12 protein-coding genes and 2 pseudogenes are annotated in these 13955 nt (G+C 69.6%); 6 read left to right on the top strand and 8 right to left on the bottom strand.

The genetic code is table 11. From position 1 onward, the window contains the following. Window positions 1-15: 15 nt before the first annotated feature. From NBRGI_RS01045 to NBRGI_RS01030, 4 genes are all read left to right on the top strand, one after another. Complete coding sequence (locus NBRGI_RS01045; RefSeq protein WP_029892352.1) at window positions 16-384, top strand: hypothetical protein; 369 nt, start codon at window positions 16-18, stop codon at window positions 382-384. Further along, the gene (locus tag NBRGI_RS01040) at window positions 381-899 is read left to right on the top strand and encodes a hypothetical protein (RefSeq protein ID WP_029892351.1); all 519 of its coding nucleotides are present in this window, start codon (window positions 381-383) and stop codon (window positions 897-899) included. Before NBRGI_RS01045 ends, NBRGI_RS01040 begins: the two co-directional genes overlap by 4 nt. Window positions 900-965: 66 nt before the next feature. Then, window positions 966-1730, top strand: coding sequence for an alpha/beta fold hydrolase (locus NBRGI_RS01035; protein ID WP_029892350.1), 765 nt, complete (start codon window positions 966-968; stop codon window positions 1728-1730). A 26-nt stretch (window positions 1731-1756) separates the two neighbouring features. Then, window positions 1757-2020, top strand: a complete 264-nt coding sequence (locus NBRGI_RS01030; protein ID WP_148310641.1) for a hypothetical protein — start codon at window positions 1757-1759, stop codon at window positions 2018-2020. On the opposite strand, the gene NBRGI_RS01025 is transcribed toward NBRGI_RS01030, so the two are convergent. The 4 genes from NBRGI_RS01025 to NBRGI_RS01010 all read right to left on the bottom strand — a co-directional run bounded on the left by NBRGI_RS01025 (window position 2014) and on the right by NBRGI_RS01010 (window position 5334). Further along, on the bottom strand, window positions 2014-3309 hold the full coding sequence (locus NBRGI_RS01025; protein ID WP_051727393.1) for an RNA polymerase sigma factor: 1296 nt from the start codon (window positions 3307-3309) through the stop codon (window positions 2014-2016). The genes NBRGI_RS01030 and NBRGI_RS01025 overlap by 7 nt on opposite strands. 13 nt (window positions 3310-3322) lie before the next feature. Further along, the gene (locus tag NBRGI_RS01020) at window positions 3323-3673 is read right to left on the bottom strand and encodes a YciI family protein (RefSeq protein WP_029892347.1); all 351 of its coding nucleotides are present in this window, start codon (window positions 3671-3673) and stop codon (window positions 3323-3325) included. Window positions 3674-3859: 186 nt separating this feature from the next. After that, window positions 3860-4666: an ABC transporter ATP-binding protein gene (locus NBRGI_RS01015; protein ID WP_029892346.1), complete on the bottom strand. Its 807-nt coding sequence runs from the start codon at window positions 4664-4666 to the stop codon at window positions 3860-3862. Beyond that, the gene (locus NBRGI_RS01010; protein WP_029892345.1) at window positions 4663-5334 is read right to left on the bottom strand and encodes a FadR/GntR family transcriptional regulator; all 672 of its coding nucleotides are present in this window, start codon (window positions 5332-5334) and stop codon (window positions 4663-4665) included. Before NBRGI_RS01010 ends, NBRGI_RS01015 begins: the two co-directional genes overlap by 4 nt. Window positions 5335-5574: 240 nt before the next feature. Here NBRGI_RS01010 and NBRGI_RS01005 point away from each other — a divergent pair. Both NBRGI_RS01005 and NBRGI_RS01000 read left to right on the top strand, forming a co-directional pair. After that, window positions 5575-6900: pseudogene (locus tag NBRGI_RS01005) on the top strand (2-isopropylmalate synthase); the annotation flags it as partial. 120 nt (window positions 6901-7020) lie between these two features. After that, entirely contained in the window at window positions 7021-9276 is a 2256-nt protein-coding gene (locus NBRGI_RS01000) for an ATP-binding protein (protein ID WP_051727392.1), read from the top strand. A 7-nt stretch (window positions 9277-9283) separates the two neighbouring features. Here the strand turns inward: NBRGI_RS01000 and NBRGI_RS00995 are convergent, their stop codons facing one another. The 4 genes and pseudogenes from NBRGI_RS00995 to xylB all read right to left on the bottom strand — a co-directional run bounded on the left by NBRGI_RS00995 (window position 9284) and on the right by xylB (window position 13856). Beyond that, window positions 9284-9805, bottom strand: a complete 522-nt coding sequence (locus NBRGI_RS00995; protein WP_029892342.1) for a DinB family protein — start codon at window positions 9803-9805, stop codon at window positions 9284-9286. 24 nt (window positions 9806-9829) lie between these two features. Next, window positions 9830-10480 (bottom strand): maleylpyruvate isomerase family mycothiol-dependent enzyme, encoded by a 651-nt coding sequence (locus tag NBRGI_RS00990; RefSeq protein WP_029892341.1) that lies wholly within the window; start codon window positions 10478-10480, stop codon window positions 9830-9832. 144 nt (window positions 10481-10624) lie between these two features. Continuing rightward, window positions 10625-12349: an N-acyl-D-amino-acid deacylase family protein gene (locus NBRGI_RS00985; RefSeq protein WP_029892340.1), complete on the bottom strand. Its 1725-nt coding sequence runs from the start codon at window positions 12347-12349 to the stop codon at window positions 10625-10627. 102 nt (window positions 12350-12451) lie between these two features. Continuing rightward, window positions 12452-13856, bottom strand: a pseudogene (xylB, locus tag NBRGI_RS43255) (xylulokinase). Window positions 13857-13955 lie beyond the last annotated feature (99 nt).

Below are 13955 nucleotides of genomic sequence, written 5' to 3'. Positions count from 1 at the left end.
GTACGTTCCTTCTATATGGAGCGTTTGTCCTATATTGATGAGCATGCCAGATCGATCGACGCGAACCGCGACCGGGTCTGGCATGCGCTGCTGAAGGTCGTCTGCAAAGACCCGGCGGACCCGGCGACGGTCCCCGCCGGTTTCGTACTCGACGCCGCCGAGGCCCCGAGCAAGCTGGCGCTGAGCGGACAGCACTGGTTCTCCCGCTACGCCCTGATCTTCGAGCTCGACGAGCAGGGCACGAACCGCACCCGGGTCCGCGCCAGATCACTGGCGAATTTCCCTGGGCTGCACGGCAAGATCTACCGCGCCCTGGTGATCGGCAGCGGCGGCCACCGGCTGGTGGTGCGCCGGCTGCTCCGCCGGATCGAGGCGGCGGCATGAACACAGGACTGGTCTGGGGTGCGACCGCGGCGGAGCGCGCGGATGAACTGCCTTGTGACAAGCGGCAACCGGGCGGCGTGCAGGCCGATCGGGCCATCAGCATCGACGCCCCGCACGGCCTGGTGTTCGCCTGGCTCTGCCAATTGCGGGTGGCGCCCTACAGTTACGACCTTCTCGACAACTGGGGGCGGCCCAGCCCGAAGCATCGCGATCCGAAGCTGGCGGACCTGGCCCTCGGGCAGCGGTTCATGTCGCAGTTCGAGCTGGTGGCTTTCGAGGACGCGAAGCACCTCACGTTGGTCGCCGGAAAGGTCTGTGTCACCTACGCGGTGCGGCCGGAAGGTCCGGGCACCCGCCTGGTGGTCCGCATGCGGGTCGGCGCACCGTGGCCCGTAGGCCGCCTGCTCGCATTAGGGGATCTCCCCATGATGCGCAAGCAATTGCTGACGTTGAAAGCCCTCGCCGAAGCGGAAGATCGCGCCGAGCCGACCGCCCGAACCACCTCGCCGACCTGAGCCCTTCGCTGTGTCGCCCCGCACCGCCCGATGGTCGCCGCACGCCCATCGAGGATGATCGTCGGCATGGCGAAAGATGTTCGACTCGGCGAGGTTCGGGCCTGGTACGACGTAACCGGTGCAGGCGAGCCGGTGTTGCTGCTGCATGGCGGGTTCGTGGATTCGCGATCGTTCGATGCGGCGGTTCCTGTTCTCGCCGAACAGTTCCGGGTGTTCCGGACCGATCGGCGTGGGCACGGCCGGACCCCCGATGTGGCCGGTCCGATCTCGTATGACCTGATGGCCCAGGACACCATCGCGTTCCTGGACACGGTGATCGGCGGCCCTGCCCATGTGGTCGGTTACAGCGACGGCGCGATCGTCGCGCTGCTGGTCGCGCTGCGCAGACCGGACCTGGTCCGCAAACTTGTGTCGATCAGCGGCAACTTCCACCACCACGGCCTGCTGCCCGGCGTGCTCGACGGCTTCGCGCACGAGGAACCCATGCAGCGCTTGGCAGCTCGCTACGGCGAGGTCTCGCCGGACGGGGTGGATCATTTCCCGGTCGTCGCCCGCAAACTGCTCGAGATGGCCAACGCCGAGCCCACGCTGACGGTCGAGGAACTCGGCGGGATCACCGCGCGCACCCTCGTCGTCGCCGCCGACGACGACGCGATGAGCCTGGAGCACACGATCGCCCTCTACCGGGCGATTCCCGAGTCCGAACTGGCGATCGTGCCCGGCACGTCGCATCTGCTCGTCGTCGAGAAGCCCGCCGAGGTCTACCGCCTCGTCCGCAACTTCCTCGCCACCGACGCGACACCTACCTGGCAGCCCATCAGGCGCGCCTGAACAAGTGTTATGCATGTGGCCCGGCGATGGCAGAAATCCGCAGGGCCTTGCGCTCGCGCGACATTTGGGCAAACTGTGGGCGAACGGGGATCACGGTGGTCGCCGAACCCGTCATGCTGATCGGTATGGACTTCATGAAACCGGCGGAGGAGCTGTTGGCGCAGGTGGCCGCCCGCTTCGGCTCCGCGGAAGCGTTCCTGGAGAAACTGGCGCAGGCGCACGCGGCTCGCCGCGACGACGACACCGTCGAACTGCCCCGCATCATCGGAGGCTTGCCCAACGGTTACTGATCGCCGGTGTCGAGCCGGAGACCGGATGCGCATTCGGCGGCGCGGGCGCGCAGGAGTGATTGTTCGGCGCGGTTGGCGGTGAGATCGGCGGCGCGGGTGAATTCGGCGTGGGCTTCGGCTCGGCGGCCCAGTTGGGCGAGCAGATCGCCGCGAACGGCGCTGCGCAGGTGGTAGGCGTCGAGGGCCCCGGCGGCGACGAGGGCGTCGACCAGATCGAGGCCGGCGGCGGGGCCGTGCACCTTGCCGACGGCGACGGCGCGGTTCAGTTCGACGATGGGGGAGGGGAATCGTTCGGCCAGAACGGCATACAGTCCGGCGATGCGCCGCCAGTCGGTCTGCTCCGGCACGGTGGCCATGGCGTGTACCGCGGCGATCGCCGCCTGCAAGGCGTAGCGGCCCGGCGGCAGTCCGCGCTCCCGCGCGACCGAGCCGGCTCGGCCGAGCGCGGCGTAACCGCGCCGGATCAGCAGCCGGTCCCAGCGCGACCGATCCTGATCGGCCAGCAGCACAACGTCTTTCGCCGGGCCCGTGCGCGCCGGTAGCCGGGAGCCTTGTAATTCGAGCAGTGCGGCCAACCCGTGCGCCTCGGGTTCACTCGGCAGCAGCTCGGCCAGTATGCGAGCCAATCGCAATGCGTCCTGGCACAATTCGACGCGCACCCAGTCCTCGCCCGCGGTTGCCGCGTACCCCTCGTTGAAGATCAGATAGACCACCGCGAGGACCGAATCGAGCCGGTCCGCGAGCTCGTCGGCCCCGGGCACCTCGTACGGCAGTGCGCGCGCCGCGATGGTGCGCTTGGCCCGGACGATGCGCTGGGCCACCGTCGATTCGGGTACCACGAAGGCGCGCGCGATCTCTGCGGTGGTCAACCCGCCCAGCAACCGCAAGGTCAACGCCACGCGGCCCTGCTCAGGCAACACCGGATGGCATGCGGTGAACATCATGCGCAGCAGGTCGTCCTCGACGGGCTCGGCTTGCTCGACCGGTTCCGGCGCGGTCAGCAGATCGTGGCCGAGCAGGGTCAGCTTGCGGGCGAAGGTCTGGTTGCGCCGGATCCGGTCGATCGCCCGGTGCTTGGCGGTGAGCATCAGCCAGCCGCCCGGGTTCGGCGGCACCCCGTCGCGCGGCCACTGTTCCAGCGCGGCGACCAGCGCGTCCTGCGCCAACTCCTCGGCGACGTCGATATCGCCGACCACGCGGGTGAGCCCCGCGACCAGCCGGGGCCATTCCATCCGCCACACCGTTTCCACGGCGCGGCGGGCCTGCTCCGGCGACCGGTCGGGGCTCATCCGCGGTGCTCGCTCAGCCCTGCTCCGCGATCTGCCTGAGTTCGACCTCGATCTCCCACTCCGGCCCGTGCGCGCCGAGGAACCGCGAGGTCCATTCCACCGCTTCCTCTTTCGACTTGGTCTGCAGGATGCAGTACCCGCCGACGATCTCCTTCGTCTCGGTGAACGGTCCGTCGAGCACCGTCTGCTTGCTGCTGGACTGGGTGATCCGGGTCGCCTCCGCGATCGGATGCAGGCCGTTGGTGTCGAGCAGCACACCCGCCTTGGTCATCTCCTCGATCACCTTGCCGACCTGCTCCATCAACGCCTCGTCCGGTTCCGGCGAGGTGCTCGGGTCGAGGCGGATCAACATCATGTAGCGCATAGCGCGTCCTTTGCTCGTCGTCGTCAGGATCGGCCGACCCTCACCTCACTGCATCGAACGGCCACCCCCCGAATCGACATCTCCGGCGAAAATTCTTCCGCAATCAGCCACCGAAGTCAGCTGGTCCGGGCGGGATGCTCGCCCCGCATCTCGGCCGGCGTTGCACCCGCGCGTTCGATCGCGGAGTCAGCTGGGCCAGGCGGGGCGGGTGTGGGCGGCGCGGGCGGTCCAGCGGCCGTCGTAGCGGACCTCGACCGGGTGGGCGAAGGCGGCGGTGACGGTCTCGGTGGTGAGGGTCTGGGTGGCCGGGCCTGCGGCGACGGTGTGGCCGTCGGCGATGAGCATGGCGTGGGTGGTGCTGCTGGGGAGTTCTTCCAGGTGGTGGGTGACCAGGATCGAGGCGACGTCGGGGTGGGTGTCGCCGAGGGTGTCGAGGGTTTCCAGCAGCTGTTCGCGCGCCGCGAGATCCAGGCCGGTGGACGGTTCGTCGAACAGCAGCAACCGGGGTTCGGCGATGAGCGCACGAGCGATCAGGGTGCGTCCGCGTTCCCCTTGGGACAGCGTCGGCCAGATCTCGTCTGCCTTGCCGGTGAGTCCCACGGTGTGGATCATCGCCTCGGCGCGAGCCAACTGCTCCGGGGTCGGCGTCCAGCGCATCGGGGTGTCGATGGTGGCGGTGAGACCGGTGAGCACCACGTCACGGATGGTCAGCGGATATTGCAGTGGATGGCGCGGATTCACATGTCCGATGGAATGGCGCAGCCGCTGGAGTTCGACGCGGCCGAGCTGCTGCCCGAGCACCCGCACGGTGCCCGTCGTCGGAAAGGTGACGGCACCGCAGAAGCCGAGCAGGGTGCTCTTGCCCGCCCCGTTCGGGCCGAGCAGCGCCCAGTGCTCGCCCGCGTGCACGGTCATCGAGATGCCGTTGATGATCTTCTTGCCCGCGCGGCGGAAGGTCACGTCGGTCAGTTCGAGCACCGGTGCATCGGTCACTGGAAGGCCTCCTTCAGGCTCGTCAGATGGGTGCGGCTGAATTCCGCTGCCGCCGTGGCATTTCGGGCGACGATCGCCTCTAGCAGCTGTTCGTGCGCCGCGTGGTCGGCCGGCTCGGACGGGACGGGGCGGATGCTCAGCATGTCGATCATCGCGAGGCGCAGCCGAGGGAGGAAGGTGTCGAACAGCTGGACGAGCACCTCGTTGTGCGCGGCGACGAGCACGGCGCGGTGGAAGGCCATGTCCGCGTCCACGTGCTCGGCGACCGGCTCCCCGTGCGCCTCCCGCGCGGCCAGCGTGGTGCGCAGAATGCGCAGGTCGGCCCGGGTCCGGCGGTGCGCGGCCAGCGCGGCGGCCTCGGCCTCGATGGCGATGCGCGCTTCGATGACCGAGGCGATGGTGGCCCGGCGCAGCACGATGTCCCAGTCCTGTTTGGCGTCCAGGGCCGTCACGAACACCCCCGCACCCTGGCGGCTGTCGAGCACGCCTTTGCCTGCCAGCTCGCGGATCGCTTCACGCAGCGTCGAACGGCCGACGCCGAGCTGCGCGGCCAGGGTGGTTTCCCCTGGAAGCCGGTGTCCCAGTGGCCATTCGCCCGCTTTGATCCGGGTCAGCAGCAGCTCGGCCGCTTGGGCGGCGAGCGGATGCCTGCGTACCTGCGAGACCATCGCAACCTCTCTACTTGTCTGAGGAGTTGTGTATAGTCTACCCATCATGCGCACCATGCTTCTGCTTAGCCGCCACGGCGGGGCCTGACCGACCGGCCCCCTGCCGTGGGGCTTTGTCGTGGCCGGTCACCTTGTTCGTGACGGCCGTCCGGCCAGAAAGCAGACCGCGACATGATCAACACCCCGCAGGGTGCCGTACCGGAATCCGCCCCCGCCTGGAATCGACAGCGGCACTCGCAGATGCCGTTCCACCGTTACCGCGACGTCTTCGATCGCGTCGAAGTGCCGCACACCCAGCGTGCTTGGCCCGCGGCGCGGATCACCGCGGCTCCGCTGTGGGTGCCGGTGGACCTGCGCGACGGCAACCAGGCGCTGGCCGAACCGATGGATCCGGCGCGCAAGCGCCGCTTCTTCGAACTGCTGGTCGCCATGGGCTACAAGGAGATCGAGGTCGGCTACCCGTCCGCCTCGCGGGCCGATTTCGATTTCGTCCGGCTGCTCGCCGAGTCCGACCTGGTGCCCGACGACGTGACCATCGTCGTATTCACCCCCGCCCGAAGGGATCTGATCGAGCGCACGGTCGACTCCGTCCGCGGCCTGCGCGATGTGGTGATCCACATGTACACCGCGACCGCGCCCGTCTGGCGAAACACGGTGCTGGACAAGGACCGTGCCGCGTTGCGTGAGCTGATCCTGGCCGGTGGCCGCGACGTCCTGGAATTCGCCGCCGACCTGCCGCAGGTCCGGTTCCAGTTCTCGCCCGAGGTGTTCAACCTGACCGAACCCGACTATGTGCTGGACCTGTGTGACCGGATGACCACGCTGTGGGACGCCACCCCGCAGCGGCCGGTGACCCTGAATCTGCCTGCGACAGTGGAGGTCGCGACCCCCAACGTGTACGCGGACCAGATCGAATACATGCATCGCCACCTGGCCCGCCGCGACAGCGTCATCCTGTCCGTGCACCCGCACAACGACCGCGGCACCGGCGTCGCCGCCGCCGAACTCGCGGTGCTGGCCGGTGCACAGCGCGTGGAGGGCTGCGTTTTCGGCAACGGCGAACGCACCGGCAACGTCGATCTCGCCACGCTGGCGCTGAATCTGTATGCGCAGGGCGTCGATCCGATGATCGACTTCTCCGATATCGACGAAATCCGGGCGACCGTCGAATATTGCACGCGCATGCGGGTGCCCGAACGCCATCCCTACGTGGGCGAGCTGGTGCACACCGCGTTCTCCGGTACCCATCAGGACGCGATCAAGAAGGGTATGGCGGCGCATCGGGCGCGCGCGGAGCAGGCCGGAACCCCGGAGCGCGAAGCGGATTGGCAGGTGCCGTACCTGCCGATCGATCCGGCCGATCTCGGCCGCAGCTACGAGGCCGTGATCCGGGTCAACTCGCAGTCGGGCAAGGGCGGTATCGCGTATCTGTTGCAGACCGAATACGGCATCGACCTGCCGCGGCACCTGCAGATCGACTTCGCTCGGCACGTGCAGGCGCACGCCGACGCGACCGGCGCGGAGATCACCGCGGCGCAACTGCGCGAGCTGTTCGAAGCGGTGTACCCCGCCCCGCGGACGCGGTGACTGTAACCGCATCTTCGGGCAAAGCGCCCGGCGGCCGCGGCCGTCCGTGCGAAGGTAAGCGGCGTGGCGCGGCACGTGACAGGTAACCTCCCGGCCGAAGTGACCAGCTTCGTCGGGCGGGGCAGCGAAGTCGCCACTGCCAGGAAACTGCTGTCGGGCACCCGGCTGCTCACGCTCACCGGGCCGGGTGGCGTCGGCAAGACCCGACTGGCCCGGCGGGTCGGCGACGCAGTGCGCCGGGCCTTCCCGGACGGCGTGTGGCTGGTCGAAGCGGCTCCGGTCAACGACGGTGAGCTGGTGGCGCCGAGCGTCGCCCAGGCGCTCGGCCTGCGCGACGACACCAGCCTGCCGGTGGCCGGGCTGATCGAGTATCTGGGCGACAAGCACCTGCTGCTGATCCTGGACAATTGCGAGCACCTCATCGGCGCGTGCGCGGCGCTGGTCGATCGGTTGCTCGCGGGCACCCCGGACGTGCGGGTGCTCGCGACCAGCCGGGAGCCGCTCGGCGTCGAGGGGGAGCAGATCCTGCCGGTGGCGCCCCTACCGGTACCCGAGCTGGACGACGATTCCGGCGCCGTCGAGACCGCCGAGAACGCCGCGTTACGGCTGCTGATCGATCGCGCCTCCGCGGCGAATCCCGAATTCCAGGCCACCGCAGCCGGTCTCGGCACGCTGGCGGCGATCTGCGCACGGCTGGAAGGGATTCCGCTGGCGCTGGAGTTGGCGGCGTTGCGGCTGCGCGCGTTCACTCCGGCGCAGGTGCTGGAACGACTCGACGACACCATGCGCCTGCTGACGACGGGATTACGCACCGCTCCCGAGCGGCAGCAGACCCTGGAGGCGACGATCCGCTGGAGCTACGACCTGTGCACCCCGGACGAGCAGCACCTGTGGGAGCAATTGGCGGTCTTCGCGGGCGGTTTCGATCTCACCGCCGCCGAGGCGGTCTGCGTGCTCGAGCCGCCGGGCGCCCTGCTCGACGCGCTCACCGGTCTGGTCGACAAGTCGGTGCTGAGTTTCGGCAATCAGGGCCACGACGGCACGGGTCGCTACACCATGCTCGAGCCGCTGCGGCAGTTCGCGCTGGCTCGCCTGGTGGCCCGCGGTGACGAGCACGGCGTCCGGCTGCGCCACCGCGACCATTACTACCGGATCGCCCAGCGCGGCCGCATCGAATACTGGGGCGACGCCGACGTCGGCTGGTTCCGTGACGTCACCCGCGAACACGCGAATCTGCGTGCGGCACTGCAGTTCGCGCTGGCCGACCCGCAGGGCGTGCACCGCGGTCTGCAGATCGCGTCGGAGCTGCGGCCGTTCTGGGAGCACTATCGCTTCCTGCGCGAAGGCTATCGGTGGCTGACCGACGCCCTCGGCAAGGATCTCGCGCACACCGTCGACCGGGCCCGCGCGCTGGCCGCCGCCTCGGTGATCGCCGCCATGTTCGCCGATCCCGCGGTGGCGCACGGTTTCCTGGACGAATGCGTGGCGATCGCGACGGAACTGGCCGCCGAGGAGGTGCTCGTCGAGGCCACGTTGCTCGCCTCGGTGCTCGCGTTCGCCGACGCCGACCCGGTCGGCGCGCTGGAACTCGCCGAGGCCGCCGCCGTGCGCGCTCGGGCGTGCGCCCATCACGGCACCGAAATGGAAAGTCTCGCGTTCGCCTATGTCTGCGCGATGGTGCTCGCCGACGACCGGGCGAGCGGCCTGGCCGAGCGATTCCTGCGCAAGGCCACCGAGCACGGTTCGCACCTGCTCGGCGGGCTCGCCTCGTGGGCGGTCGGCACCGATCACTGGCGAAACGGTGACGCGGACAAGGCGATCGCGGAACTGCGCCGCGCGGTGGAACAGTTGCGGCTGTTCGACCGGTGCGTGTGGACGGCCTCGGCCTTCGACGGCCTGGCCTGGGCCGCGGCGGCGGCGGGGGACCACCCCCGCGCCGCGCGGCTGATGGGCGCCGCGGCGACGGTGCGCAGCGGCAGCACCCAGCATCTCGCGCACGCGATGACCGACACGATCGGCGAACGGGTCCGGTCGCAGGTCCGCGATGTGCTGGGGGACAAGAGTTTCCGGTCCGCTTTCGACAGCGGTGGCGCGCTCACCTTCGACGAGGCGGTCCGCTTCGCCCTCGGCACCGAAGCACCGGCGCAACCGAAGGCGGCGGCGGCCGCACCGCTGACCCGTCGGGAACGCGATGTCGCCCGGTTGGTCGCGGCCGGCTACAGCAACAAGCGGATCGCCGCGGAGCTGGTCATCTCGATTCGTACCGCGGAGAGCCACGTCGACCACATCCTGACCAAGCTGGGGTTCACTTCACGGGCGCAGGTCGCGTCCTGGGTCAGCGCGCGACGGCTGTGAATTCCGTTCAGGCGCCGGTGGTTCCGTCGATGCGTTCGCGCAGCAGGTCGGCGTGGCCGTTGTGCCTGGCGTACTCCTCGATCATGTGCAGATAGATCCAGCGCAGGTTGTATTCGAGTTCGGGCCGCCGCGGGTGCCGGAAGGTGTGGTCCAGGGGCAGGTCGGCCACCGCGGCGTCGGACAGTTCGATCTCTCGCAGGAAGGTCGCGAAATCCGTTGCGGCGTCGGCTTCGCGCAGGTCGAAATCGCCGTCGGGAGCTTCCTCGCTGCCATAGGCGTACGGCACGTCCATGGCGGCCGCGGTGAGCCGGAACCAGCCGCGTTCCACCTCGGTCAGATGCCGGACCAGTCCGAGCAGGGTCAGCGTCGACGGCTCGGCGCTGCGCCGCCGGAGCTGCTCGTCGTCGAGGCCCGCGCATTTGGCCAGGAGAGTGCGGCGGTGAAAGTCCAACCAGCCCTGCAACATCGATCGCTCGTCGGCGACGTGCGGGGCCGCGGTTCGGGGCACTTCGGGCGCGATCCAGTTCATCCGGCCGACTGTAGCGCGGCGCGGTCAGCGTCGGCGCCTCCTTTTCGCCCGCCGACGGCTACGGGTGAACCGGGCAGCGTGGTCGCCGCGCAACCGCCGGGCCGGTAACGTGCGTCCGCACGCCACGAGCAACAGATCCTGCGCGTTGCCCGTGACGACCGCACCGGTGCCGTAGCTCCAGTCCAGGTCGTCGGCACGCAACTCGACACCGGTCAGGTCGGTCCCGAAGAACTCGACACAGCGCGGATTGATCAGGTCCAAGACCAGGCGCAGGCGCTCGTGCGGCACCTTGCGATCCAGTCCCAGCGCCACGGTGATGTCGAGGCCGTGCACGATGTCGTGGCCCAGCGCGTGCACTGCCCCGCACCCCGGCGGCCGCCACGGATGTCCGACGTTGTCCCAGAGCGATTTCAGCAACTGGCCCGAGGTCATCGCGGCGGCGTCGACGCGCGCGGTGTGGTTGGCGATCCGGTCGAAATTGCCCCCCGCACGGACGAATTCGACGGCGAAGCGGGTGCCGGTCAGGCGGAACGGCACGGTGATGTGGGCGACCACCTCGCGCACCCGCCAGCCTCGGCACAGCGTCGGCGCGTCCCATGCCGCGTTGTCGAAACCTGTGAGCAACTCGGCGAGCTCGGCCCGCTCGTCGATGATCGCCCTGCGCACCTGCGGCATCGCCGTCTCCTCGTCGCGACCGTCCTTCCCACATCCTGAGACGTCACCCAATCACGAAACTGGTCGGTCTAATGGGACGTTGCGGACAAGTGGTCGTCCGTGTGTCGCGCGGCGTGTCGCGAGGGACGCAGTAGCTGGGCCCAGCTACTGCGCGGTGAGGAAGGTCCCCGCGCGCATGGTGCTGCCGAACCCAGGCGCGAACTCGCCGTATTCGTAGACGAGATGGCCGCCGACCACGGTGGCCGCCACAGCTCGATCGTTACGGTTCACCATGCGATCCAGGCCCGTGATTCCTGGAACCGGAGCTTCCGCGTAGGCCGCACTGGACCCGTCGAAACCCGTCGGGTCCAGCACGGCCAGGTCGGCGCGCGCGCCTTCGCGCAGGCGGCCGGTGTCCAGGCCGTACCAGTCGGCCAACTCACCGGTCAGCCGATGTACGGCCTGCTCGACCGGCATGAAGCCGCGCTGGTGGACCCGCTCGAGCATGCGTAGCCCGAAGTTGTAGAACGCCATATTGCGCAGGTGCGCACCGGAATCGGCGAAGCCGACCTGCATCACCGGCGACTGTTGCAGCCGGTCGAGCACCTCTTCGCGATCGTTGGCGATGACCGTGCGCCAGCGCAGCCCGGTGCCGTGCGCGACGGCCAGGTCGAGCAGTGCGTCCGCCGGATGGATACCGCGCTCGTCGGCCACCTGCCCGAACGACTTGCCGACCACGCCGGCCTCTGGGCAGGCCACGATCTGGGCGTCGTAGAGGTCACGATGCCAGACCCGAGGGCCGTACTTCTTGGCGAGGTCCTTGCGGAACTGTCGCCGGTAGGACTCGTCGGCCAGCAGCTCGCCGCGCTTCATCACATCGCGGATGTTGAGCGCCGCGACGCCCGAGCCGAACTCCTCGAAGACGACCAGATCGACACCGTCGGCGTAGACCTCGAACGGCACCGGCAGGTGCTGCCAGCGGAACGCGGCGCCGCCGACCGTGTTCGCGATCCAGGCCGCGGTCGCTGCGGCCCGCGCGGTGGTGCGATCGGCCTTCACGTCCATGCCCGCGATCAACGTGGTCTTGAGCGGTTTGCGGAACCGGCCCGCGCTCTCGGCGAAGTAGCGGGCGATCTCGAGCCGGGAGGTCAGATTCGGCGTGCTCTGATGGATCCGATCGCGTTGCCGCAGAATCTTGTTCAGCGCCGCGTACTCACGCCAGCTCGCATAGGTGGACGGCAGCTGCCGGGCCGGGAAGCGGGCGCCCTCCAGCTTGGAGAACGAGCTGCGGATGGTGGACAGGCCGAGGAAACCCGCGTCCAGCGCGTCGGTGAGCATGTGCCGCATGCGATTCAGCTCGTCGTGGGTCGGGGTGACGGTCGCGTCGGTGGCTCGGCCGAGCCCCATCACGGCGACGCGGATGTCCGAGTGCCCCAGCAGCGCCGCGACATTCGCGCCGAGTGGCCGCGCGGCGAGCGAGTCCCGATACGCCAGTGGGGTTTCCCAGTCCTTGTGCTCCTTGACGGCCGAATGCACGGCGTCCCACGGCAGCGCCTCCACCCGCGCGAACATGTCGGCGCAGTCCTCGGCCGTCGAATAGACCGTGGACAGTGAGCAATTGCCGATCACCACCGAGGTGACGCCGTGCCGCACCGACTCGCCGAGGCCGGGGCTGCCGAGTACCTCCGCGTCGTAGTGGGTGTGCACGTCGAGCATGCCCGGGATGACCCACTTGCCGGTGGCGTCCACGTTCCGCGCGCCGTCGGGCAGCGGTGCGGCACTGATCGCCACGACCTTGCCCGCGGTGATGCCCACGTCGGCGGCGCGTGGCGGTACTCCCGTGCCGTCGAACACCGATCCACCACGGATGACCAAGTCGCACGCCGTCATCTGAGCTCCTTCGACCAGCACCCAGTATCTGCTACTGCGGGTATTGGATACATGGTTGCACGTTTGCCGCCGCGGCTCACCCCGCGGACGGGTCGGTCCTGCTCAGCCGCCGTACAGCGCGGTCTGTGCCTGCCGATAACGCGCGCGGATCGCCGCGCCGGTCGCGGCGTCGTCGGTCGAGGACAGCACCGTGCCGGCGGTCCGAGCGGGCCAGTCTGGTGGTTGTGGCGTGCCCGCAAGCGCCCACGCGGCCTGTCGCGCCGCGCCCAGCGCGACGTACTCGGCGGGTTCGGGCACGGTGATCGGCGTCGCGAAGATCTGCGCCGCGATCGCGGCGACCAGCGCAGAGCGCGCCGCGCCGCCGATCAGCAGGACGCGCCGCGGCGAGACGCCGGCGGCACGGATCGCGTCGAGCGCCTCGGCCATGTTGCAGAGCATGCCTTCGAAGGCGGCGCGGGCGATATGGCCGGGACGCATGGTCGCCGCGCGCAGGCCGTGCAGACTGCCGGTCGCCTCCGGCCGGTTCGGCGTGCGTTCGCCGGCGAGATAGGGGAGCAGGACCAGCCCGTCCGCACCCGGAGGTGCCTGTGCCGCAAGCGCTTCGAGCGTGGGCAGGTCGACGCCGAGCAGGTCCGCCGTGGCACTCAGCACCCGCGCCGCGTTGAGCGTGCACACCAGCGGTAGGAAAGCGCCTGTCGCGTCGGCGAATCCGGCGATCGCGCCGGTGGCGTCGGCGCTGGGCCGTTCGGCGCGGGCGAAGACCGTGCCACTGGTGCCGAGCGAAACGACCACGTCACCGTCGCCGATGCCGAGTCCCAGTGCGGCCGCGGCATTGTCGCCGGTGCCCGCCGCGACCAGCACGCCCGACGGCGTCCGCCCGGCGGCTTCGGCCGGGCCGAGGACCCCGGGGGAGTTCCGGTGTGCGCCCCCGGAAGCCGAGGGCGAGCAGGTCTTTCCGATACCCGCCGGTGGCCGCCGACCAGTAGCCGGTGCCGGAGGCGTCACCCCGATCGGTGGTGGGTTCGGCGTCGCCGCCGCCGCGCAACCGCCAGGTGAGATAGTCGTGCGGGAGCATGATCCGGGCCACCCGGTCGGCGCGGTCTGGTTCGTGATCGGCCAGCCAGCGCAGTTTGGCCACGGTGAACGCGGCCACCGGAACGCTGCCGACGGCCTCCGTCCACGCCTGGGGCCCACCCAATTCGGTGACGAGTTCGGCTGCCGAGGCCGCGGAGCGGACGTCGTTCCACAGCAGTGCGTCGCGCACCGGATGCCCCTCGGCGTCGAGTGCGACCAAGCCGTGCTGCTGACCGGCGATCGCCACCGCCGCCACCTGTTCGAGCAGCCCGGCGCCCGCCGTACCCAACGCGTGCCACCAGGCCTGCGGCGCGACCTCGGTACCGTCCGGATGCGGCGCGTGCGCCTCGTACCGGAGTTCGCCGGTCGCCGCGTCGCAGACCACCACTTTGCAGGACTGGGTGGAGCTGTCCACCCCCGCGACCAGCGTCATCGGTGCTGTCCCCGCCCGCTGTCACCCTCGATCACCACGGCGCACATCAGTCCACTGTGCACCCGAAACGCCTTCGCACGAGGCATTTCGGGAATTCGA

This window comes from Nocardia brasiliensis IFM 10847 (assembly GCF_000710915.1).
GTDB classification, from domain to species: domain Bacteria; phylum Actinomycetota; class Actinomycetes; order Mycobacteriales; family Mycobacteriaceae; genus Nocardia; species Nocardia brasiliensis_A.
Note: the sequence above shows the minus strand (reverse complement) of the source record. Positions and strands in the feature narration are given on the sequence as shown.